This window comes from Rothia uropygioeca (genome assembly GCF_004136585.1).
GTDB lineage: Bacteria > Actinomycetota > Actinomycetes > Actinomycetales > Micrococcaceae > Rothia.
In genome coordinates this window covers 651,452-674,050 of record NZ_NOIR01000002.1, presented here as the reverse complement: position 1 = coordinate 674,050, position 22,599 = coordinate 651,452, and the positions used below count along the sequence as shown (strand labels likewise).

Below are 22,599 nucleotides of genomic sequence, written 5' to 3'. Positions count from 1 at the left end.
CAGGTCTTTTCGTTTGCGAGGCTGGGGGAGCGTGCGTATAGTAGAACAAGTCGCCGCGGGGTGGAGCAGTTCGGTAGCTCGCCGGGCTCATAACCCGGAGGTCGCAAGTTCAAATCTTGCCCCCGCAACGAAGAAAGACCACGTCAGCCTTTTGGCTGACGTGGTCTTTTGCTTTAACGTGGTCGTTTCAGGATTCGACGTGACGGCTGTGGTTGAGGGCATCGAGAAATACGTGAGCGACGTGGTCGTCGGCCAGACTGTAGTAGATCGAGCGGCCAGAACGCCGGCCGGTAACGAGGTGGGCTTCGCGAAGGCTGCGCAGATGCTGAGACATCAGCGGTTGCGAGATGTCGAGAAGATCGACGAGTTCACCCACCGTTTTTTCCCCTTCGCTGAGAAGATGGATGGTCGCTGCCCGAGCGGGCGATGAGAGTGCTGAAAATAATCCGCAAACAGGCTGGTATGAATCCAGTTCAATCGGGTCGTCGTCGTTCATATGCATCCTCCTGCGTGGCCTCGCGGCCCAATGGTCGCGGCGCCAGGCCCGCGATGGGTCCTGACGCCGCCGGTGATTGTACTGGGTGTTGGTCTAGCTGTTCTGGTTCTTGAGCGCCGCCAGTCGCGCCTCAACTTCCGATTGTTCGGAGAGGTCCTCCAATGATTCGAACTGTGCATCGAGTGAGGAGGAGGCGAGTTCTTCTTGTCCCCTTACTCGCGCTTCTTCACGGCGAACCTTGTCCTCGAAGCGACTGACCTCACTCGTGGAGTCCATGAGATCAAACGCGCGCAGCGAATCGTTGACCTGGCTCTGGGCCTGGACGGTTTTCTGCCGCGCATTGAGCTCATCTCGTTTTCGTGACAACTCGTCCAGTTTGGAGCGCATCTTGTTGAGACCGTCCTTGAGCTTTTCCACAGTCTCGGTTTGCGAAGCGATCTGCGGTTCGGCGTCCTTGGCCTCTTTTTCTGCGCTCATTTGACGCTGGAGGGCTACTTTCGCCAGGTTGTCAAATTTGTCGGCGTTGGCCGTATCACCATTGGAGCGATGCTGATCCGCTGTTCTGGACGCGGCGAGGGCCTTTTGGCCCCATTCATCTGCTTCCTTGACGTCCTCGGCGTGGTCCTCTTCGAGCATGCGCAGGTTGCCGATGGTCTGAGCCACGGCCTGTTCTGCTTCGACGATGTTGTTCTTGTAATCCCGCACCATCTGATCGAGCATCTTCTGCGGATCCTCCGCGGAGTCGATCAAGGAGTTGATATTGGCCTTGGCGAGTTGAGCAATGCGTCCGAAAATTGACTGCTTGACCATAGGAGTCCTCTTTCCTTGGGTGAAGACGGGGTGTCCGCCTTGCGATCGATGGGGTGTGGCTGGCTAGGAGTATTTGGTGTGGTGCAAGTGCGAGGTGGTTGGGATGGTCGGCGGGTCATAGGCCCTGGCCTGTGAAGCCACCGCCGAATCCGGGACCTCCCATACCCGGCCCTCCGAATCCGCCGGGTGGTCCGCTGCGGCCGTAACCTGTTCCGAAGAGAATTCCGCCCAACGCGGCAGAGCCGTTGTTTCCGTGGCCGTATCCGCGACGGCTGAAGTCGTCGACATCACCCACAGCAATCCGCTGGGCGTCTTCGGCGAGGCGAATCGCTTGGTTGGCATGATTCAAGGCCCCGCTCGGATCCGACAGGCGCATTTTCTCAGCTTCTTCGAGATTCCTCTCTGCCTCGCCCAGGCGGGTTCTTGCTTGGGCTTGTACCCCGCCTCGCCGTGCGCGTACATAATCCGATGCCGAGGTCAGCCGGGCCTGGGCGGAGAGCATCGTATGGGCAAGCGTTTCTCGGGCCGCTCGATCCCGTTCGTTCTGGTTGCGTACGCTCTCGAGCCCTCGATCCAATTCTTGTCTGGACTCGGATAGGCGACGGGACAGCGTCAATGGATCTATGGGTCCTCGAGCGCGTTCGGCCTCGATTTCCGTGACGACAGTTTCGACGCTGGCGGTGCTGCCCGCTAAGTCGGCAAATGTGCCCCGTTCCATGAGCGAGCGAGCTTCTGCGAGGTCCGTTTTAGCCTGAGCCGTAGCTTCAGCCAGCGCACCATCGGCGCGTCGGAGCTCGTCACGGGAGTGTCCGATGGCTTCCAGGAGGGCCCGGGCTTGGCTCATGGCTTCTTCTCCTGCACGCAACCGGACGACGGCTTCGGAGGAATTGCCGTCATCCAGACTGGACTGGGCTCCGGAGACGGCGTGGTCCGCAAAATCCAATCGATCCGTCGCCTGGCGGAGGTTGTCGGCGACCGAATCAGTTGCGTCGGGAGAGTAATCGGTCAGTAACGAATGATGTTCCTGTTCCCAGGTGGGCACATCATCGCGCAGGGACGAGATGCTTCGCGTGAGCGAGTTGATAGCATCAGGCGCGTTGCGTTCGAGCTGTCTCAGTTCGGTGAAATTCTTTTCTTGCTTTTTCAGGGATTCTTGGGCCGAGTGGCAACCTTGAATAATCTCCGTGAGCCAGCTGCGTTGGTCTTCTTCCGAATCCGGGATTTCGTCGTCGAGTTGCTTCTGCAATTGGAAGCTCCGACGCATGTGGACTTTGGCCTGATTTATGGCCGTCTGAAAAGGTCGGATCTGCTCATCACCGAACTGCGCTTGCGCGAAGGCCAATTCCTGCTCGCTCTGCGCGATGACATCGTCGGTACTGACGAGGAGACTGCCGGCTTCAGCGCGCAGATCTGCGATGTCGGCAGGCGGGGGAGGCCCGTCATCGGCGTACCGGGCTTGAGCTTCGGCATATCGGGACCTCTGGTTACGGGATTTCCTCTTCGAGGTCATGTACCACCAAGCGAGGACAACAATGACGAGGACAAGTCCGAGGCCGGCGCCGGCACTGAACGCGCTACCAACCCCTGCGGCGAGCGGAGCACCTGTATCACTCTGCGGGGCTGCGGCTGAGGCGGCGACGGGAGATGCCACAAGTCCTTTTGCCACTACCGAGGAACCCAGCGCGACACCGAGTGCGTGACGTACTGACGAATTCATGGGTAACCTCGCAAGCGTGGTCGGGGCGGGAACTCTTGCGCACCAGTCTAAGTGGTTTTTCTGCTCGGCCCTCGGGAAATCCACAGGATCTTCGCGCAGAGCATGTGTGGACACCTCGGCCCTGCGAAGTCCCAGGAAATGTCCAGATTTCGCACAAGTCGCCCACAGTCGAGTGCGTCATAGTCGACTCAGATCCTTCTGGTCCGACCCGGTCAGCAGCAGCATAAAATGACCTCGGCCTCGATCCATGAGATGAAAGGCAAGACATGTCCAAAAACCCCGATGAGTATGGTCAAAATCCCGACAACTGGTCCGAAGGCTCCGGTCGTGAGCCACAGGATCCGGGAGCAGGACACGGAGAAACCGGGGACGCCGACGGGGTCGACCACAGCGTTCCCACGCAACCATTCCCTCAGTATGGGCAATCGGGTTCCGGGGCCTACGGCCAACAGGACGAGTCCGGACCAGACTCACATCAGAGCTTCGACGGCACGCGGGAAGCCCCCCAAGGTTACTCTCCCCAGGATCCCTACGGATATCAGTACGGTTCCGCCACCAACGGCCAGTACTACAACGAGAACCCCTACACGCAGCAGGGTTATTACGGAGCGAACGCTCGCGGGGTTCGTCAGAATCATCGTTTCGGCACAGGGACACTCATCGGTGGAATGCTTCTTGCCGCCCTGCTCGGCGGGGGAGTTGCGGCAGGAGCCGGCGCGCTCATAGACAATCATTCGACGTCAGCCTCGGGATCCACAACGCCCAAGACGACGATCGTCAATAACCAGGATTCCGTTAACGCCGTGTCCGCGGCCGCTCAGAAGGCTTCCCCATCGGTCGCGACCATCTCGGTATCGGGCAGTTCGCAGAGCGGATCGGGCTCCGGCGTCGTTCTGGACGACGAGGGGCACATCCTGACGAATACGCACGTTGTCACGCTGGATGGTACGACGAGTAACGCCTCGATCCAGGTCAAGCTCTCGGACGGTACCGTCAAGCAAGCGAACGTCGTAGGGACCGATCCCACCTCGGATTTGGCGGTTATCAAGGTCGACCCCCAGGGTCTCAACCTCACCCCGGCTTCTACGGCGGATTCGAGCAAACTCAATGTCGGGGACATCGCGGTGGCTATCGGCGCACCGCTCGGTTTGGACGGGACCGTTACGGACGGCATCGTGTCGAATCTGTCGCGCACTATCTCGGTAGCTTCCTCGGCGGCACCCGATGAGAGCGACTCCGGTCAGGACGACTCCCAACAAGGGTCCTCGCCCTTCCAATTCCAATTCCCGGACAAGGATGGCGGAACCAAGAACAGTCAGTCCAACAAGACGATCGCATTGAACGTCATGCAAACCGACGCCGCGATCAATCCCGGCAACTCCGGGGGTGCGCTGGTCAACTCCAAGGGGGAAGTGATCGGCGTCAACGTGGCCATAGCGTCCGCGGGGCAGTCGAGCGGCGGCTCGGGTTCGGATTCCTCCGGAAACATTGGTGTCGGCTTCTCCATACCGATCAACTATGCCAAGCGCATCGGTCAGGAGATCATCGACAACGGCAAGGCCTCACATGGCTACCTCGGAGCCAGCGTTTCGTCGAATCCTGCGTCGGGCGGGACAAGCCCGGACAGCTCATTCACCAACGGTGCCGTGGTCAAGAACGTCGTCTCAGGCTCGCCCGCCGAAAAGGCCGGGCTGAAGAAGGGCGATGTGGTGACCAAACTCAACGACCACGCGATCTCGGATGCGGAGTCCCTGACGGCAGCAGTTCGGGAAGCCCGGGCCAACGAGAAGGTCGGCATCAGCTACACGCGAGGTGGCAACACCCAGGACGGCGAGGTCACCTTGGGCGACGCCGACGATTCAGGGCAGTAGACCCAATGTCCTGGCTTCCCGAGGCGAGGAGCGCGCTTCGGGAAGTCGGCCTACAGAACCCCACCGAAATCGTGTTGGCGCCACGCCTCATAGAGCGCGATCGACGCGGAATTCGCTAGATTGAGGGAGCGCCGTCCCGGGATCATTGGAATACGAACCAATTCGTCGATCCGAGGATTGTCTTGAACCTCGTCCGGCAGGCCGACGGACTCCGGGCCGAACATCAACGTGTCGCCCTCCTGGTACTTCACGTCGGCGAAATTTTTGGTGCCCCGAGTGCTGAACGCGATCATTCGTGACCCTTCCAGCGCCGCCCAGGCCGCATCAAGGTTCGGATGAACCGTCACGACGGCCAAGTCATGGTAATCGAGTCCTGCCCGCCGCAGATGCGCATCGGCAAAATTGAATCCAAGCGGCTCGACGAGGTGAAGATGGGCCCCGGTTACTGCAGCCAGTCGGATAGCGTTACCGGTATTGCCGGGAATTTCGGGGGTATAGAACAAGATGTTGAACACGTCGAGCAAGTCTAGCCGCGGCATCGTCCTCCGTCTCATCGGGCAACATCGACACGAGCACTAGAATGGGTGCGTCGGGCGGGGTAGGCCCCCGTCCCAACAATCGAACTCGTGACCGAAGGAGCATCCGCAGTGCAGGGCGTTTACCTCGACAACGCGGCTACCGCGCCCGTCAATGAAGCGGCATTGCAAGGCATGATCGACCAGATGCGTACCGGAGGGAACGCATCATCCCTGCACGCAGCAGGACGCCGGGCTCGCATGGTCGTGGAGTCCGGACGCGAACAGATCGCCCGTGCCGTCGGCGCGGACCCGGCAGAGGTCATTTTCACCTCCGGCGGCACAGAAGCGGACAACCTCGCCGTCAAAGGCATGTTCTGGAAGAGGCAGGAAAATCACCCTGAGCGGGACCGCATCATCCTCAGCCCCGTCGAGCACCACGCGGTCAAGGATGCCGCGCTTTGGCTTGAGAAATATCAGGGCGCTCGCCTGGAATGGCTCAGCGTCGACGTCGAAGGACGCGTGGATCCTCACGAATTGAAGGACCTCTTGGCGGGTAGATCCGACGACGTCGCGCTCGTGACCGTCATGATGGCCAATAACGAAGTCGGCACGGTGCAACCCGTATCCGCTCTGGCGGCTGTCTGCGAGGATGCCGATGTACCTTTTCACACGGATGCAGTGCAGGCCTTCGGCGCGATCCCCCTGAACTTCCACGGTACGGGGTGCACGACGATGGCGATCTCGGGCCACAAAATCGGGGCTCCGATGGGGATCGGGGCCCTGGTCGCCAAACGTCAGGCGCCTTTGACCGCGGTGATCCACGGCGGCGGCCAAGAACGCGACGTCCGGTCGGGGACGATCGACTCGCCCGCCATTGCGGGCTTCGGTATTGCAGCGGAGCAGGCTTGCGCGCGCATGGGCGAAGAATCTGCACGAATCAAGAACTTGCGCGATCGTTTGATCGCGGGCATCCAGGACAGAATTCCGGAGGCCGTGCTGCGCGGACCCGGGGATCTGGCCGTTGAGAGTCGTCTCCCCGGTAATGCCCACTTCACCTTCCCGGGTTGCGAGGGGGATTCGCTCCTTTTTCTTCTCGACATGTCCGGTGTCCTGTCCTCGACGGGTTCCGCCTGCAACGCGGGGGTTCCCCGGCCTTCTGAAGTGCTTTTGGCCATGGGAGTTGAAGAGATCGATGCCCGAGGCGCCCAGCGATTCACCCTGGGAGTCTCTACGACGGAAGCCGACGTCGACGCCCTCTTGGACGCGTTGCCGGCCGCCTACGCTCAGGCGGTCAAGGCGGGAATGGCCGACCATGCTCCCAGTGGTCCCTGGAGCTGATCCGATATTCGCGGTCCACGGGGTGCAGGGCACGGTGACGAGGGGAATAGCGCCGTGCCCGCGGACGTTGTACCGTGGCGAAGCCGACCAAAGAACCGTTGAGGAAGAGGACACATGAGGGTATTGGCAGCGATGAGCGGGGGTGTCGACTCCGCGGTTGCGGCGGCACGAGCAGTGGACGCGGGACATGACGTCGTCGGCGTGCATCTTGCCCTCTCCCGTATGCCCGGGACTCTCCGCACAGGTTCACGGGGCTGTTGCACGATTGAGGACTCCATGGACGCGCGTCGTGTATGCGACAAATTGGGGATCCCGTTCTACGTGTGGGATTTCTCGGACCGTTTCAAGGAAGACGTCGTCGATAATTTCATCGACGAGTATGCCCAGGGTCGGACCCCGAATCCTTGCATGAGGTGCAACGAGAAAATCAAGTTTTCAGCCCTTCTGGAGAAGGCCGTTGCCCTCGGCTTCGATGCGGTGTGCACGGGCCACTATGCCAAGGTCGTCCAGGACGAGGACGGCAACGTTGAGCTGCATCGCGCAGCCGATTGGGCCAAAGACCAGTCCTACGTCTTGGGCGTATTGACTCATGAGCAGTTGAAGCATTCGATGTTCCCTCTCGCGGAGACGCCCACCAAAGCTGAGGTGAGAGCCGAAGCCGAGGAACGCGGTTTTTCCATCGCCAAGAAGCCCGATTCGCATGACATCTGCTTCATACCGGACGGCGATACCCGAGGATGGCTTGAAGAACGCATTGACCTTGAAGAGGGAGAGATCAAGGACACTTCGGGCGAGGTTCTGGGAACTCACAAGGGTGCGCACGCGTTCACCGTGGGTCAGCGCAAGGGATTGTCGATCGGTCGCCCCGCGTCGGACGGTAAGCCGCGCTTCGTCCTCGAGATCCGTCCTAAGACCAATGAGGTCGTCGTGGGCTCCAAAGAGATGCTTGCGGTCGACGAGATCCGAGGGATCCGAGAGACATGGGCGGGTCTTCCGGTTCCCGAAGTGCAGGCGTTCGGTACCGGCCTGGACCATCCCGGTGCCGTCTCGGAATCTTTTCAGATCAAGGCGCAGGTGCGTGCGCACGCTGATCCGGTTCCTGCGGTGGCACATCTGGAGATCGGTGAGGTCGACGGCGAAGCCGCGCGCGAACTGGTCGTACGTCTCGACGAGCCCCTGCGTGGTGTAGCACCTGGTCAGACCGTTGTCATTTACCAAGGAACCCGCGTGCTGGGGCAGGCGACCATCAACCGCGCATATTCGCTCTCGCGACCCGACATCGTCGGCTGAATGCTGTTGGTGACAGCGCTGCGGTCAGAAGTTGCTCTCGGTATGCGGAGACGGCCGAGGGAACCGTAGACTGTCTCACTATGACGCAGACTCCAGAGCCCCGCGAAACATTTGATGCGCGCGCCAGTTCCTTGAACGACGTCGACCCCTCCGTTTTCGAGGAGCTTCTCCAGATGCGGAGCACGATCGATAATATTGACGCGGCACTCGTCCACATGCTCGCTGAACGGTTCAAGGCGACGCAACGGGTCGGATACCTGAAAGCGCAATATCAATTGCCTCCTGGGGATCCCGGCCGCGAAGCAGCTCAGATCCAACGTCTCAGGAATCTCGCCAAGAACGCCCACCTCGATCCCGAATTCGCCGAGAAATTTCTCAACTTCATCATCAGCGAGGTCATTCGACACCACGAGCGCATCGCGGAGGATCACAATGGTCGGGACAGCGAGGCCGTGGAGGGCGAGGAATGACGCTCAACTCGCCGTCCGGAGGCCACAGCCCTCGCGGGGACAGGATTGTGGCCTCATCCAGAGGGAGAGTCTCGGGAACCGAGTTCTACGAATCTCTCCTCGGCGTCCGTGGCGAATTGGGTGCTCCTCACCTTTCTCCTTTGCCCGAACTGCCCGAACGCGGGTTCTCGGCAACACGTACGGCCCGAACCATCGCATCTCTCGAGGAGCTCTACGCGGACGGTCAACCCTTCGGCTGGCGACTTGGGGCGCGTCCCAGCAAGGAGTCCCGGGCGGCAGCGTCGCAGTTGCACAGTGATATCAACATACTGGCGGATGTCATCGGTTCTGCGGGTCGGGGGCACAAAGGGCACACCGTCGTGTCGCTGACCGGACCCGTGAGCCTGGCCGCTGAGCTCAAATTAAGGAATGGGGAAGCCGTGCTGAGTGACCACGGCGCCCGTCGGGAGCTGGCGGATTCGCTGTGCGAAGGGCTGGGCTCTTTGACGCGGGCCCTCAGAACAGCGGTCGACGGAGAGGGACTGACCGTCAGATGGTGCGAGCCCGACCTGGAGCAAGCTCTCGCGGGTCAGATCCCTACCTCAAGTGGCTATCGAACCTTGAGGTCGATTCCTCGTGCGGAGGTTCGGAATTCACTGGCGGATATCGCGGAAGCCACCCAACGTCACGGAGTCGGCTCCGTCATCGACGTCGGTGGCCCGGTTCCCGACATGGAATTCGGGCGGTTCTTCGACGCCATTGCGGCCCGTCCGCACGGTCGGGGAGCTGACGAATGGGAACGCATCGCCGGCGCCGTCGACCGAGGACAATCGGCGTGGTTGGGCGTCACCGGTAGCGGAGCCCAGGACCAGACTGTGGAGACCATTCGATCTTTCTGGAGAACGTGGCGGGACCTCGGACTTGGGGCACAAGATCTCGCCAAGGTGACGATCGAGGAAGAAGATGACCTCTCGACCGTCTCACCTGAACGAGGTTTGACCGTTCAGACCCGGAGCGCAGCGATTGCGGAGGGTCTGCTCGACCTGTCACGCGAGTAATCAGACCGGCTCTTACGTGACATTCATTGCTTCACTGTCGGCACCGAAAGGATATTGCGTACTGATGTCGCGTAATGTTGCATGGAACAGTATGCCGACTTCAACCTGGTTTTGTTGTGCCCGTCGTGGGTAACCTCAGGGGAACTGGAAAGGAGCGCGAGTGAAGGCGCGAATTTTGGTAGTGGACGATGACGAGGCCCTCTCGGAGATGGTAGGTATCGTTCTGACCAACGAGGGCTACGAGCCCACATTCTGCGACGCGGGAGACCGTGCCGTGAGCGCCTTCGAAAGCTACGATCCGGATCTCATTCTTCTGGACCTCATGCTGCCAGGAATGAGCGGTATCCAGGTGTGCGAGCGTATCCGAGAAACCTCGGACGTCCCGGTCATCATGTTGACCGCCAAGTCGGATACGGAAGACGTGGTTCGTGGTCTCGAGGCAGGCGCCGACGATTACATCGCCAAGCCCTTCAAGCCTGCCGAACTCTTGGCTCGAATCCGGACTCGGCTGCGGACCGGTGATGCCCGTTCGGCCGAACGCATTGAGATCGGCGATCTCAGTATCGATTTGGCGGGTCGGGCCGTGACCCGCGGTGAGGCAACGGTGCGCCTGACTCCGCTCGAGTACGATCTGCTCGTCAATCTTGCACAGGAACCGGGCCAAGTGCTGTCCAGAGACCTTCTCCTCGATCGAATCTGGGGTTACGACTCCGATGCAGACCGGAGGCTTGTCAACGTCCACGTTCAGCGGCTCCGCGCTAAGATCGAAAAGGACCCAGAAAAACCTGACCTAATTCAGACCGTGCGAGGGGTTGGGTACAAGGCCAACGCGAGCCAGGTGCGACGCTAAGAGGACATGGCAAAGCACACACCACATAGTAGAGCGAGGCGCTTTTTTGGCGCAGTTCCCGCTTTCATTAGGGGCATCCGCAAACAATGGCGGGAATCTCTCCAATTCTCCGCGGTGATCGTGGCGACCTCGCTTGCTCTGGTGGCTTTCATTTTTGCCGGCAACTTCCTCTCGACTCAGATCGCGAACAGTCTGTTCAAAGAGCGTCAGGAGCAGGCCCTCGAAGAATCCTCGAGCGGGTTCTCCGACGTCCAGAAGATATTCGACAATGCGGTGACCTCGGACCAGAACGAGGTCCAGTCGCTCATGCGCGAAACACTCACGATTCTGGAGAATCACGGGGCCGACGCAAAGCGCCAGTGGATTCTTATTCCGGTGGAATACCACCAGGGGCAGGGCTACGTGGGTCCCCTTAGTCAGAACGACTGGATGACGTCGTCGTCCGTGCCGCAGGACTTGCAGAAACAGGTCGCTGCCCAGAACGGCGTGTTCTGGCAGTCCTCGAAGGTTCAAGCCAACGGGAACGGTCCCGAGCTGCCTGTGATCTTCGTGGGCACCAAAGTCCATTTGAACCAGGGCAACGATTACGCCCTTTACCTTGTTTATGATCTGTCCTCATCGCAAGGGACTCTGGATTACATCCAGCTGGTCATCGTGGCGGGCTTCGCAATCCTTCTGGTCTTCGTCGCGACTATTGTCTGGTGGGTCACGCGCTCCGTCATTCGCCCCATTTCGCAGACGGCGCGCTCGGCCGAAAGATTGTCGCGCGGCGACCTGGGTGAGCGAGTCGTCGTCCGGGGCGAGAACGAAGCGGCGGTACTTGGCACATCCTTCAACCACATGGCCGACAGCATTCAGGAACAAATTGTTCAGCTCGAGACGCTGTCGAAGATGCAACAAAGATTCGTTTCGGACGTGTCCCATGAGCTGCGCACCCCGTTGACCACCGTCAAGATGGCGGCCGAGCTGTTGTACGGCGGTCGGGACAACATGGATCCGTCCTTCCAGCGATCCACGGAGCTTCTCTACCACCAAGTCGATCGGTTCGAGTCGCTGTTGTCCGACCTCCTTGAGATATCCCGCTTCGACGCCGGCTCGGCGACCCTCGACTCCAGCACGGTTGACTTGGGCGACCTTGTCGAGGACACCGTGGAATCCGTGCGTCCGCACTTGGACAAACAAGGACTCGAAGTTCGACTGCACGGGACGGAACAGCGTTGCTCTGTGGAAATGGACCCGCGACGCATTGAAAGAGTGCTCAGGAACCTGCTCGTCAACGCGATCGAGCATTCCGAAGGGAAGCCAATCGACGTCCATATTGCGGCCAACGATCTCGACGCCGCCGTTGCCGTCCGCGACCATGGCATGGGGATGACTCCGGAACAGACGCGTGAGGTTTTCAATCGTTTCTGGCGTGCCGATCCGTCGCGCAAGCGAACCTTGGGCGGTACCGGCCTCGGTCTGTCGATCGCGGCGGAAGATACTCGACTTCATCAAGGCAGATTAGAGGCCTGGGGCGAACTCGATCATGGTGCATGTTTCCGCTTGACGCTTCCCAAACAAGGGGGGCGACCCGCGGGAGATTCGCCTCTCGGCCTGCCGCCGGAGGGAGTCCCCGACACACCCGCTTCGATCCCTGAGATCGAGGACAGTCACGGCGAAGACGAAGACGGATCGCAGGAGGGCACTGAAGCATGAGCGGACACCAACGGAGGACTTGGTCCGGCCGACGGACGTCGATCGTGCGCGCGGTGGCCTGGGTCGGCGTGGTTGGACTCCTCCTCGTCGGGTGCGGGAGGATTCCGACCAGTGGCCCTGTGTACCACTACAACGAACCCGATGCCAGCGCCTCGTCGGCGTCTCCAGCTTTCAGCCCTTCAGGACCGCAGAATGGCGCCTCCCCCTCGGAGATCCTGAACGGTTTCATCAAGGCGGGTACCGGAGTAGAGAACGACTACTCTGTGGCCCGTGAATACCTCACAACGGAATTGGCCGGGAGCTGGAAGCCCGAGGACCGGACTCTGGTTTACTCAGACGACGTCAAGATCGATTCGGGGCAGAGCGACCAGCAAGCCACGGCCGAGGTCAACGTGTCGACATCCATCGACGGTCGAGGGATTGCGACCTCGTTCAGGAACCCAGACAAGCAGCAGGTCGCCGCCAAGTTCACACAGGTTAACGGGCAATGGCGGATCGCATCGATTCCCAACGGCACGATGTTGTCCCGTTCGGAGTTCGAGCAGCTGTTCCGTTCGTTCACGCTTTACTTCTACGACCCGACTTTCAGCTACGCGGTCCCCGATATTCGTTGGTTCGCCAACAGATCGACCGTGGCGACGTCGGTCGTGAGAGTCCTGCTGCAAGGCCCGGCTCCTTATTTGGAAGGAGCAGTTGCTACCGCGGTGCCGAACGGAACGAGCCTGATGCGCCAATCTGTCCCGATCAGCAATTCCTCCGCTGAAGTGGGGCTCGCGGGAACTGACGTGTCTGACGCGAACCAACTAACGCTCGAACGATTGAATACCCAACTCGAGCAGACGTTAAAGAGCACCAATTCCGTCGAGAGCGTGAGACTCTCGGTCGATGATAAAGCCGTCGAGACAGGCAAACTTGGGGATTACCAGGCCGCCACGATCAATCCGCAGGTCCCCAGTCCGCAAGTCGGCGTGTTGGAAGGTGACCTCGTGACGTACGCGGACGGCCAGTCCCGAAAAGTTTCAGGCCTGGCCCCGAGCCAAGTTCAGCCGTCGATGCCGACCATGGACTCACAGCGACGTGTCTATGCATACACCGATGAGGACCGAGAACACCTTGCCGTGAGGACAACCTCGGGCAAGGCGCTGGACACCGACATGGAAGAGTCCATTACCGCGCCGAGCGTCGACACGAACAAATGGGTGTGGGCTGGTGGCACTGAAGGGTCCGTTTACGCCCTCGACTCCGGGGGCGACAGCGACGAGCCTCAGAAGGTCGAGGCGGACTGGCTTCGCGACCAGCATATTCAGTCCCTGAGGATTTCTCGTGACGGTTCGCGGGCTCTGGTCGTCACCGGCGAAGGCGACAACGCCCGCGTATGGGTCAGTGGCATCAAACGTAACGCCCAGGGCGCCCCGGAGAGTTTGGGAGAGCCCTTGCGGGTCGGTACAACTCGCAACGCAACGCAGGCTTCCTGGATATCCGATACTGACGTGGTCGTCGCGAATACGCAGGACGGAACCGTGCAGACGGTTTCGCTGGCGGGTGAAACCAATGACGTCAATGGGCTGTCCGATATCGAACACATCTCCGGTGGCAATGGCAAGGACTCCATTTACGCCCAAACCAGTACGGACACGTACTCGCTGACGGGGACGTCTTGGACCAGAGTCGACACGAAGGTCAGAGACCTGGCCTATTCGGGATAATTTTTCCGTCCACAGATTCCCGAATTCCGGCGGACTCCACCAGAGCGTCCGTCATCATTACGGTGACGATGCCGTACAGGAGGGATCCGCGTGGAAAAAAGCGATGCGCTGCAGACCTGCGATCGGATGGCCTTGCGCCTGACGGACGCGTTGGCCGACGCCGTGGAGCTGATTTTTCCTCAACCGTGCGCGGGGTGTTCTGAAGGGCGAGGCCCCGTGTGCCGGATTTGCCGAGCTCTCGTGCACAGGCTTGTCTCTTGTCCGCGGGATGTCGCCGATTCATTGCCCCAATGGCCCTCGCAGGTTCCTTGCTTCGCGGCCGGTTCCTACCGTCACGAATTGGCGAGGCTTCTCCTTGCGTTCAAAAACGCCCAGCGGGTCGACGTCGCGCCATTTCTCGGTCGAGCGTTGGCGCGGTCCGTTGCCGAGGCCATGAAAGGCCGCTGGCCAGCGCAATACCGCACGCGGGGCTCGTCTTGGGGAGCTGACACCGTCTTGCTGGTCCCCGTACCCTCTTCGGCCGCGGCGTTCAGGAGGCGTGGATTCGTACCCAGCGAGCTGCTCATCCGCAAGGCCGTCGGATCGAGCAGCAGACTCCACGAGGCCAAACGACACGGTGGCTTGCGCGTTGCTCCGCTGCTTATCAGGAGGGAGACTCACTTTCGTGGGGTCGTCTCCTGCATGACGGGCCGTGCGAACGGACAAAAGAGCCTGAGCGCTCGCCAGCGTTCGCAGCGCGCGGACGGGTCCATGCATGTCTCTTTGTCTGTACCCGCCCGGTTGATGGGACTCCGACCTGAACTCCAGGGGCGCACATGCATCCTTATCGATGACGTGGCGACCACGGGATCGACCCTCCGGGAGTCCAAACGCGCCATCGAGAAAGCCGGCGCCACAGTGGTGGGAGCGGCCGTCATCGCGAGTGTTCGTGCGCCCTGAGAGAAACTCCGAATGTTTAGCGCGTCACATTGATCGGGTGGGTGACGAAAGGTTCTTCGTCAATTAACGTTGAGTCAAGGAGACGGTCAGATCCGCTCCCTGTGAGGCTCGAGGGCCCGAGCGCGACTCGCTAGCCAGCGAGACCTCACCTCGCCCCAACCGCGGGAGGCCATCGTGGAACTCAATGTATACGGACGCAACGTCAAGGTCCCGGATCGCTTTCGGGAGTATGCAGAGGAAAAGGTCGAGAAGTTCGAGAAGCTCAACGACCACATGGACGTCGTTGATGTGAAGGTCAGCAAGGTCGGAAACGGGCCTCAAGCCATCACCGTTGAGATCACCGTTCATGGTAAAGGCCCTGTTCTTCGTGCCGAAGCTCAAGGATCGGACAAATTCGCCGTATTCGAGGACGCCTACGCGAAGCTGCTCGAGAGGCTCCGCAGAGCAAGGGACCGCCGAAAGATCCACCGCGGCAACCACCGGCCACAATCGGTCTCGGAGGCAACCGGATCAATCCCGGTGATTGACGGGTCGTCCGGAGGCCAGGTGCCTATTGAAGATATTGTCTTGGAAAAGCAACCCGGAGACGACCAGCAGGATTCTTTCGACGACGGTTACTCGCTGGCCGACGATGTCTCCCCAGTCGAGATCCGCAGGAAGACGTTCCCCACCGAAAAAATCACGGTGGATCAAGCGGTGGATCGCATGGAGCTCGTGGGGCACGATTTCTACCTGTTCGTGGATTCGGAATTGGACAGGCCGGCGGCCGTCTATCGCCGCAAAGGTTGGACGTACGGGGTAATCGTTCTCGGGGACGACGCTCCGCCGGAAGGGCTCAACGAAACCAGGATGTACAAACCCGTTACTGAAGGTTGACGTGTCGCGTTGAAGACGATTGTCTCGCCCGGGCCAATACGGCCCGGGCGAGACGCGCTCAACCCACAATTTTTGTCGCTACTAAGGCAAAACCCAGGCGCCTTGTTTAGACTTACGTAGACTGGGCTGTTGGGGTAGCACCTATGGCGGCCCCGCATGGCCTTAAACCGTGGTCACTGCACTTGGAATCTCGTCAGCTACTAGGAGTAAGTACTCGTGGCATCCTTCTTGGAAAAGGTTCTCCGCACCGGAGACAAAAGACTGCTCAAAAAATTGAGGGTCTATGCCGATGCCATCAACTCGTTGGAAGATGATTTCAAGGAGTACACGGACGCTGAATTGCGTGCCGAGACTGACTCCTTCAAGAAACGCATCGAGGAGGGTGAATCGCTCGACCTCCTCCTGCCCGAGGCATTTGCTGTCGTTCGCGAGGCTGCGGGACGGACCTTGGGACAAAGGCATTACGACGTTCAGCTGATGGGCGGCGCCGCCCTTCACCTGGGAAACATCGCAGAGATGAAGACCGGTGAGGGCAAAACTCTGGTCGCAACGGCCCCCGCATATCTCAATGCGCTGACGGGCAAGGGCGTCCACGTCGTCACGGTGAATGACTATCTGGCCGAGTATCAGGCCAATCTGATGGGGCGTGTCTACCGGTTCCTCGGCCTTGAGACCGGCGTGATCGTCTCCCAGCAGACCCCTGAGGTGCGCCGGAAACAGTACGAAGCCGACATCACCTACGGTACGAACAACGAGTTCGGTTTCGATTATCTCCGGGACAATATGGCTTGGACCGTGGACGACCGGGTGCAGCGCGGACACAACTTCGCCATCGTGGATGAGGTCGACTCGATTCTCATCGATGAGGCCCGGACGCCGCTCATCATTTCCGGCCCGTCGTCGGGGGAAGCGAACCGCTGGTACAACGAATTCGCCCGAGTTGCCAAGACGCTGGTTCGCGACGAAGACTACGAGGTTGACGAGAAGAAGAAAACCGTCGGCGTGCTCGAGAGCGGTATCGAGAAGGTCGAAGATCATTTGGGCATCGACAATCTCTACGAATCCGCAAATACGCCGCTGATCGGATTCCTCAACAATGCGATCAAGGCCAAAGAGCTGTTCACGAACAACAAGGATTACGTTGTCATGAAGGGCGAAGTCCTGATCGTGGACGAGCACACGGGGCGCATCCTTCCGGGACGCCGGTACAACGAGGGCGTTCACCAGTCGATCGAAGCCAAGGAACAGGTCGAGGTCAAGGCCGAAAACCAGACTCTGGCGACTGTCACACTGCAGAACTACTTCCGCCTTTATGACAAGCTCTCCGGCATGACCGGTACCGCTGAGACGGAGGCCGCGGAATTCGTCAATACCTATGAGCTGGGCATCGCCGTTATCGATCCCAATAAGCCGCTGATTCGTAAGGACCAGCCGGACTTGGTGTACAAGAACGAGGTCGCCAAGTTCGCGGCCGTCGTCAAGGACATCGCCAAGCGTCACGAGAAGGGCCAGCCGGTTCTGGTGGGTACCACGAGCGTGGAGAAGTCCGAGTACTTGTCCAAGCTTCTCATCAAGGAAGGCGTTCCGCACGAGGTGCTGAACGCCAAGAACCACGCCCGTGAGGCAGCGATCGTCGCCCAGGCCGGCCGAAAGGGCGCCGTCACGGTTGCGACCAACATGGCCGGTCGCGGTACAGACATCATGCTCGGTGGCAACGCCGAATTCGACGCGGTGGACCGTATGACCGAGCTGGGTTACGACTCTCAGGAGCGTCCCGAAGAATACGAAGCCAAGTGGCCCGAGGTCCTGGCCGAGTGCGAGCAGGCGACCAAGAAGGAGCATGAGGAAGTCACGGAGCTCGGTGGTTTGTACGTGCTGGGCACCGAGCGGCATGAGTCTCGCCGCATCGACAATCAGTTGCGCGGCCGTTCCGGTCGCCAGGGCGACCCGGGTGAGTCCCGTTTCTACCTCTCACTCGCCGATGACCTCATGCGTCTGTTCAACGGGGCGGCCGCCGGCCGGCTCATGGCCGGGGCACCGGACGACACGGCTCTCGAGCATCGCATCGTCACCCGAGTGATTGCATCTGCGCAGAATCAGGTCGAGGCCAGGAACGCCGAACAACGTAAGAACATTCTCAAGTACGACGACGTCCTCAACCGTCAGCGCGAGGCCATTTATTCGGACCGTGCGAAGATCCTTGAGGGCGACGATATAGGCGAGCAAGTCCAGAAGTTCATCGACGAGGTCCTGACCTCGGCTATTGAGGACAAGACCAGGCAGGGGCACGCGGAAGACTGGGACCTCGAACGCCTCTGGGAGTCGCTGCAGACTATATATCCTGTCAGCATCTCGATCGAAGACCTCGAGGAGTCGGTGGGCGGTCGCTCGAAGATCACCCAGGAAAAGCTCATCGAAGAGATCCTGTCCGATGCGAAAGTCATCTACGAGACTCGTGAGGAAGAGGTCGGATCCGATGCGATGCGCAACATCGAGCGTCGGGTCGTTCTTTCCGTGATTGGGCGGCATTGGCCCGAACATCTCTACGAGATGGATTACCTCAAGGAAGGCATCGGCCTGCGAGCCATGGCCCAGCGCGATCCCCTCGTCGAATATCAGCGTGAAGGCTACGCGATGTTCCAGACGATGATGGACGCGATTCGCGAAGAGACGGTTGCATATTTGTTCAACCTCGACCTCACGAAGCAGCGTACGCAGATGTCTTCGCAAGCGCTGACCATTCCTCAGCAGCCGAAGTTCCTCCGACTCTCGGCTCCGAGTGAGGACGGCGGCGAGGAATCCCATATCGAGGCAAACCCCGAGGACGAAGCGCCAGCGGATGGGGCGCCTGCTTCGTCCGGGGGAGAGTCTTCGACGGCAACCACCGCTGCTTCGTCGGGGGACACCGTGTCAGGGGCGTCCGAGCAGAAGCCCGCTCGTGGGCGGGGCAGCACGAAGAAGAGCCGCAAGAAGCGCAAATAACTTTCGCGTGATCGCCGCGGGGCCCTGTGCTACGGGCTGACCCGAATATGGGACCGGAGGCTGAACATTGTATGTTCGGCATCCGGTCCCAGTTTCATATTGTCGAGGTCCGCCCTTCGCGGACCAGGGAATGTTCGGGTTTGAACGGACCGCTGGCTGGAGAACCGGCGCGGCGGGATGACGCAGACTAGCCGATTTCGGCCTGAATGATTTGCCACTGACCTCTCGCCTTGTGGATGCGGAGGGCCAAAGCCCGGCAACGGTCACCGTTGCCCACGACGACGCTCGCCTCGTATTCGTTGTGTCCAACGGGTATGGCGCGGACCCGTCGAGGTCTCAGATTGGTCGGGTTGAAACGCTTGTTCCCGAAAATGGGTTCGGCGGCAACGGGGCCTTCCGCGGTCTCGATCGTAGCCCTCCTCTCGATGCGCTCCAAGACTCTCGGATGCACCCACCGGACGAGCTGGCTCGGAGATCGTTTGCCCGAGATGACTTCGATAATTGCCACACCCATCGTGCCGGCTATGGCGTGGACCCGCCGAAGCTCCTCCCGAGGGTCTGTCGAATGATCGCGCCATTTGTAGAAAGAAGGTGGCCCTTCGGGGTGCGCCCGTGGCGTACCGCGCAGATTTTCGATGGACAGGACGGTCCCTCGTTTGTTGACGCGCCGACGGCCTCGATGCTCTGGTCGTGAGCTCATGGGAGATCCTTTCATGATCAGGGATGTTGAGAGGGAGAAGAAGCGATCGCCGGGTCACAGACTGCTCTCCGGACCCATAGAATCCCGTGACTATGACGAGAATCGATGGGGCACCGCAAGCACCGTGCCGGCATGGATCAGGTAAGGCCGGCCTCGGAGAGCCGACCGGTTCTCCGACTCCAGGGCGTGCATGGTTCGGAGGATGTCTCCGTCCGTGGCACCGGGCCCGGCCAAGTGACCTGCTATGGACCACAGAGATTCACCGCGATGGACAACCCATTCCCGATATTCCACCGAGCCGGAGTCATTCGAACCCGCGGCAAGCCCGCGAGGTTCGTTCATGCTGGCGAAGTAGGGTGACGGTTTCTCGGTGGATTGCGCATCCAGATCGGAGGGTGTTCGCTGGTCAGAACGAGGCTCGGAAGGCTCCGGACGAACGGGGGAACCACCGAAGAGAGGGCTCACCTGGGCTGACAGTGAATCTGGGGGAGTCGTCCCGAGGGCGGCGGGGTCGCCGGATATGCTCCCCGGAGTCGCCAAGGACGGCGCCGATCCAATAATGATGTGAGTGCCCAACACAAGGCCCAAGACCCTGCGGAGAATCGGGGTATTGCGCCAGCTCTTCTGTCTACGCTGGGACGAGCTAGATCCTGCCGCGACGGCGATGAGTACGGATGTCCCTTCAACACACCACCACAGAGACATGATGAGAGCGCCCGTTGCACAGAGCCCCATGATGAGTTCGTCGGCAGACGGCTCTGTGCCGCCTGTTCCGGACAGGACGCTGAGAGCCAGCTCGCCGACCCCCAACCGCAAGACCATGTATATGGAGAGCAGAGGCGGAACTGCTACGGCGCCGAAACCTGCGGCAAAACGGAGGGCTGCCGGCCGTGGACTGGTCTTTCCGAGATGCGATCGGCCGGGGTGGGGACGAGCTTGTGGGCTTTTGGTCATCACGGTGTTCCTTTGATGCCGTTTGGTGCGAGTTGATGATCTATATTTACAGTGCACCCGGGGCTTCCGTAAAGGCCTGTGGATGAAGAAAAGGCGAAATGGTGGACCAAGAGTCAATACATAGCCTGCAACAAGCAGATTCATCGACAACACTCATTTACGGACGACGAAAAGCGTCTCACCGCCAGAGCACACGGTCCCAGGGGCAGGGACAGGGGGGGGCTATCAAACGACGTCGTCTCGATGGTGGATGAGTTCCGCCGTCTTTCTGTACCCCTCCGCGATGTAGTCCTCGAGGACTGATCGTTCTATCCGCCATTGGCCCCGACCGCCGATCTGGATAGCGGGAAGCTCCCCGGAACGTACCAGAGCTCTCGTTTGTGATATGGAGATATTCAGGATGTCCGCGACGTCAGCCAAAGTAAGAAAGTGTCGCGCGGTCACGGGCAGGATTCCTTCCGAGATGCCGAGAATCGGCGGTTCGTCCGAGAGTACACACCGTATATATCTCGGGTTGTTCGCGGCCTCAAGTCGTTCACCCAAATGTGAAATACTTTCGGTCACCCCGATCGACGACAACATTCCACAGAACGGGGAGCCGACCATAGAGGGCCTGAGTCGTCGTGACTGCTTGTCAGATGCTGACGGGGCTCATATCTAGTCGAGCTATTCCGACGCAACGACTACGGAGGGCACCTTGGCGGCCTCTAAGATGGTGAGTAGACAGCCACTCCACTTGCAAGGATGATATGACGCTCGCGGAACCTCTACTTAAAACCGGCGAATTCGGTCCGGGCGACTCAGAGTGGTTGCACCTTTTGGTCGGGGATTGGCAAATGATCGCCGATCTCGCACAAGGTGACCTTGTGCTGTGGTTCCCTGAAGAATTTCAATCGAGTGAGCGGAGCGGAAAAGGGCAAGGCGGTCCCGCTCCGCAAGCCGGATTCTCCGGGATGGCGCACGTTCGGCCCTCGACAACGCAAACCGTCTTCCATCGAGACATGGTGGGGCTTCGAATGAGCTCGCAGGTGGAGACGGCCGCGCGCATTTGTTGGTACGACCAGGCGACTCAGTTCTTGGACAGGGTCGACTGGAATGCGGAGTCGACGATGCGCGTGGTTCTGTACCCTCTCGTCAGAAACGGACGAACAGTAGCCGTCCTGTCGTTGCACCACGGCGAACAATCAGGTCGGATGCAGGGAAGACTCGACACTGTCTTCCGTGAAACCGCACGAGAGATCCTCAGTATGGTGGCCCGTGGGGCGTGGCCGGACTTCAGCTCGTCGAATGAGACTTCGCGCGGCAACCCGAGGGTCAGCGATGGCGTTATCCGTTTGGACGCCGAAGGTCGTGTCACTTTTGCATCTCCCAATGCTGTATCGGTCTACCGGCGACTCGGATTCGCGGACGCGTTGACCGGGAACCTACTGGCCGATCTGACTCGGGACCTTCTCCCCGCCGCCGAGAAAGCGGACGAGACTCTCCCGCTCGTTCTCACTGGACGTATGCCCTGGAGGGGCGAGGTCAGCACGTCCAAGGTCAGCATCACGTTCAGGGCAGTCCCCTTGAGACGCCAGACGCGACGTGGGGAGGAGCGGTTCGGGGCGTTGCTCCTCTGCCGTGACGTGACGGAATTGCGCCGTCGCGAATTGGAATTAATGACCAAGGACGCGACGATCCGAGAAATTCACCACCGAGTCAAAAACAATTTGCAGACTGTATCAGCATTGTTGCGCCTGCAAGCCCGGCGAATGACTTCCTCCGAGGGGAAACTGGGATTGGAGCAGGCCATGCGTCGTGTGGCCACGATCGCCATGGTGCATGAGGCCCTGTCGCAGGGGCTGACGCAGAACGTTGATTTTGACGACCTGATTAATCGCCAGTTCCATCTTGCGGCTGAGGTGGCTTCCCCAGGACAGGCGGTTTCAACCGAAATGACGGGCGAGTTCGGCCAGCTTCCCAGTGAACTGGCCACGCCGCTAGCCTTGATCATCAACGAAATCGTGGCCAACGCTGTTGAGCACGGACTCGATGGGCATTCCGGGACCGTTACGCTCGATGGGCGTCGAGTGGATGCTGCGGATGGTGGGCAAGAACTCATCGTGACGGTGGGGGACGACGGCATCGGGATGGGGGACAGCTACATCGAGGAATCGGGCGTCTCCGCCTACCGGCCTCCTTCCGAGGGAGAGGGCCTTGGAATGCAGATCGTTCGGACCCTCGTCGCCAGTGAGCTCAAGGGGTCCATAGTCTGGCGTCCGCGTAACGGTGGCGGAACGGAAGTGGTCATCACCGCACAAATTCCCGAGCGGGCAGCTGACCGGTCATAGTCTGAGCGGTCTCATCG

Annotated in this window: 19 protein-coding genes and 1 tRNA gene; 13 read left to right on the top strand and 7 right to left on the bottom strand. The window is 60.2% G+C overall.

Translation table 11 applies throughout. The features are described from left to right. The first annotated feature begins 54 nt into the window (after nt 1-54). Nucleotides 55-128 (top strand) — tRNA-Met (locus tag EWR20_RS07340). Nucleotides 129-187: 59 nt separating this feature from the next. Here the strand turns inward: EWR20_RS07340 and EWR20_RS07335 are convergent. The 3 genes from EWR20_RS07335 to EWR20_RS07325 form a co-directional block, all read right to left on the bottom strand. Next, complete coding sequence (locus tag EWR20_RS07335) at nt 188-496, bottom strand: ArsR/SmtB family transcription factor (RefSeq protein WP_129359958.1); 309 nt, start codon at nt 494-496, stop codon at nt 188-190. A 93-nt stretch (nt 497-589) separates the two neighbouring features. Next, complete coding sequence (locus EWR20_RS07330) at nt 590-1,306, bottom strand: PspA/IM30 family protein (protein ID WP_129359957.1); 717 nt, start codon at nt 1,304-1,306, stop codon at nt 590-592. A 115-nt stretch (nt 1,307-1,421) separates the two neighbouring features. Beyond that, on the bottom strand, nt 1,422-3,023 hold the full coding sequence (locus EWR20_RS07325; RefSeq protein ID WP_129359956.1) for a coiled-coil domain-containing protein: 1,602 nt from the start codon (nt 3,021-3,023) through the stop codon (nt 1,422-1,424). A 266-nt stretch (nt 3,024-3,289) separates the two neighbouring features. Here EWR20_RS07325 and EWR20_RS07320 point away from each other — a divergent pair, with 266 nt between their 5' ends. Continuing rightward, nucleotides 3,290-4,894, top strand: coding sequence for a S1C family serine protease (locus EWR20_RS07320; RefSeq protein WP_129359955.1), 1,605 nt, complete (start codon nt 3,290-3,292; stop codon nt 4,892-4,894). A gap of 50 nt (nt 4,895-4,944) precedes the next feature. Here EWR20_RS07320 and EWR20_RS07315 read toward each other — a convergent pair whose 3' ends face one another. Continuing rightward, on the bottom strand, nt 4,945-5,409 hold the full coding sequence (locus EWR20_RS07315; protein WP_129359954.1) for a tRNA (cytidine(34)-2'-O)-methyltransferase: 465 nt from the start codon (nt 5,407-5,409) through the stop codon (nt 4,945-4,947). A 111-nt stretch (nt 5,410-5,520) separates the two neighbouring features. Here EWR20_RS07315 and EWR20_RS07310 point away from each other — a divergent pair, with 111 nt between their 5' ends. The 10 genes from EWR20_RS07310 to secA all read left to right on the top strand — a co-directional run bounded on the left by EWR20_RS07310 (nt 5,521) and on the right by secA (nt 18,598). Beyond that, the gene (locus EWR20_RS07310; RefSeq protein ID WP_255411253.1) at nt 5,521-6,750 is read left to right on the top strand and encodes a cysteine desulfurase family protein; all 1,230 of its coding nucleotides are present in this window, start codon (nt 5,521-5,523) and stop codon (nt 6,748-6,750) included. 114 nt (nt 6,751-6,864) lie between these two features. Further along, complete coding sequence (gene mnmA, locus EWR20_RS07305) at nt 6,865-8,040, top strand: tRNA 2-thiouridine(34) synthase MnmA (protein ID WP_129359953.1); 1,176 nt, start codon at nt 6,865-6,867, stop codon at nt 8,038-8,040. A gap of 80 nt (nt 8,041-8,120) precedes the next feature. Then, nucleotides 8,121-8,510, top strand: a complete 390-nt coding sequence (locus tag EWR20_RS07300; RefSeq protein ID WP_129359952.1) for a chorismate mutase — start codon at nt 8,121-8,123, stop codon at nt 8,508-8,510. After that, the gene (locus EWR20_RS07295; protein WP_129359951.1) at nt 8,507-9,547 is read left to right on the top strand and encodes a uroporphyrinogen decarboxylase/cobalamine-independent methonine synthase family protein; all 1,041 of its coding nucleotides are present in this window, start codon (nt 8,507-8,509) and stop codon (nt 9,545-9,547) included. Before EWR20_RS07300 ends, EWR20_RS07295 begins: the two co-directional genes overlap by 4 nt. Before the next feature lie 160 nt (nt 9,548-9,707). Then, entirely contained in the window at nt 9,708-10,397 is a 690-nt protein-coding gene (mtrA, locus tag EWR20_RS07290; RefSeq protein ID WP_129359950.1) for an MtrAB system response regulator MtrA, read from the top strand. 66 nt (nt 10,398-10,463) lie between these two features. Continuing rightward, entirely contained in the window at nt 10,464-12,095 is a 1,632-nt protein-coding gene (mtrB, locus tag EWR20_RS07285; RefSeq protein WP_394342283.1) for an MtrAB system histidine kinase MtrB, read from the top strand. Continuing rightward, nucleotides 12,092-13,801, top strand: coding sequence for an LpqB family beta-propeller domain-containing protein (locus EWR20_RS07280; protein ID WP_129359948.1), 1,710 nt, complete (start codon nt 12,092-12,094; stop codon nt 13,799-13,801). The genes mtrB and EWR20_RS07280 overlap by 4 nt, the downstream gene beginning before the upstream one ends. Before the next feature lie 90 nt (nt 13,802-13,891). After that, entirely contained in the window at nt 13,892-14,740 is an 849-nt protein-coding gene (locus EWR20_RS07275; RefSeq protein ID WP_129359947.1) for a ComF family protein, read from the top strand. 174 nt (nt 14,741-14,914) lie between these two features. Continuing rightward, nucleotides 14,915-15,616 carry a ribosome hibernation-promoting factor, HPF/YfiA family gene (gene hpf, locus EWR20_RS07270; RefSeq protein WP_129359946.1) on the top strand — a complete coding sequence of 234 codons (702 nt, stop codon included), beginning with the start codon at nt 14,915-14,917 and terminating at the stop codon, nt 15,614-15,616. Between the two features lie 216 nt (nt 15,617-15,832). Then, entirely contained in the window at nt 15,833-18,598 is a 2,766-nt protein-coding gene (gene secA / locus EWR20_RS07265; protein ID WP_129359945.1) for a preprotein translocase subunit SecA, read from the top strand. Between the two features lie 187 nt (nt 18,599-18,785). Here the strand turns inward: secA and EWR20_RS07260 are convergent, their stop codons facing one another. From EWR20_RS07260 to EWR20_RS12795, 3 genes are all read right to left on the bottom strand, one after another. After that, entirely contained in the window at nt 18,786-19,298 is a 513-nt protein-coding gene (locus tag EWR20_RS07260; RefSeq protein ID WP_129359944.1) for an Rv3235 family protein, read from the bottom strand. 90 nt (nt 19,299-19,388) lie between these two features. After that, nucleotides 19,389-20,252: a hypothetical protein gene (locus EWR20_RS07255; protein WP_129359943.1), complete on the bottom strand. Its 864-nt coding sequence runs from the start codon at nt 20,250-20,252 to the stop codon at nt 19,389-19,391. A gap of 225 nt (nt 20,253-20,477) precedes the next feature. Further along, the gene (locus tag EWR20_RS12795) at nt 20,478-20,696 is read right to left on the bottom strand and encodes a helix-turn-helix domain-containing protein (protein ID WP_202864788.1); all 219 of its coding nucleotides are present in this window, start codon (nt 20,694-20,696) and stop codon (nt 20,478-20,480) included. 305 nt (nt 20,697-21,001) lie between these two features. Between EWR20_RS12795 and EWR20_RS07245 the strand changes: the two genes are divergently transcribed. Continuing rightward, nucleotides 21,002-22,582, top strand: a complete 1,581-nt coding sequence (locus tag EWR20_RS07245; RefSeq protein ID WP_129359942.1) for a sensor histidine kinase — start codon at nt 21,002-21,004, stop codon at nt 22,580-22,582. Nucleotides 22,583-22,599: the final 17 nt, after the last annotated feature.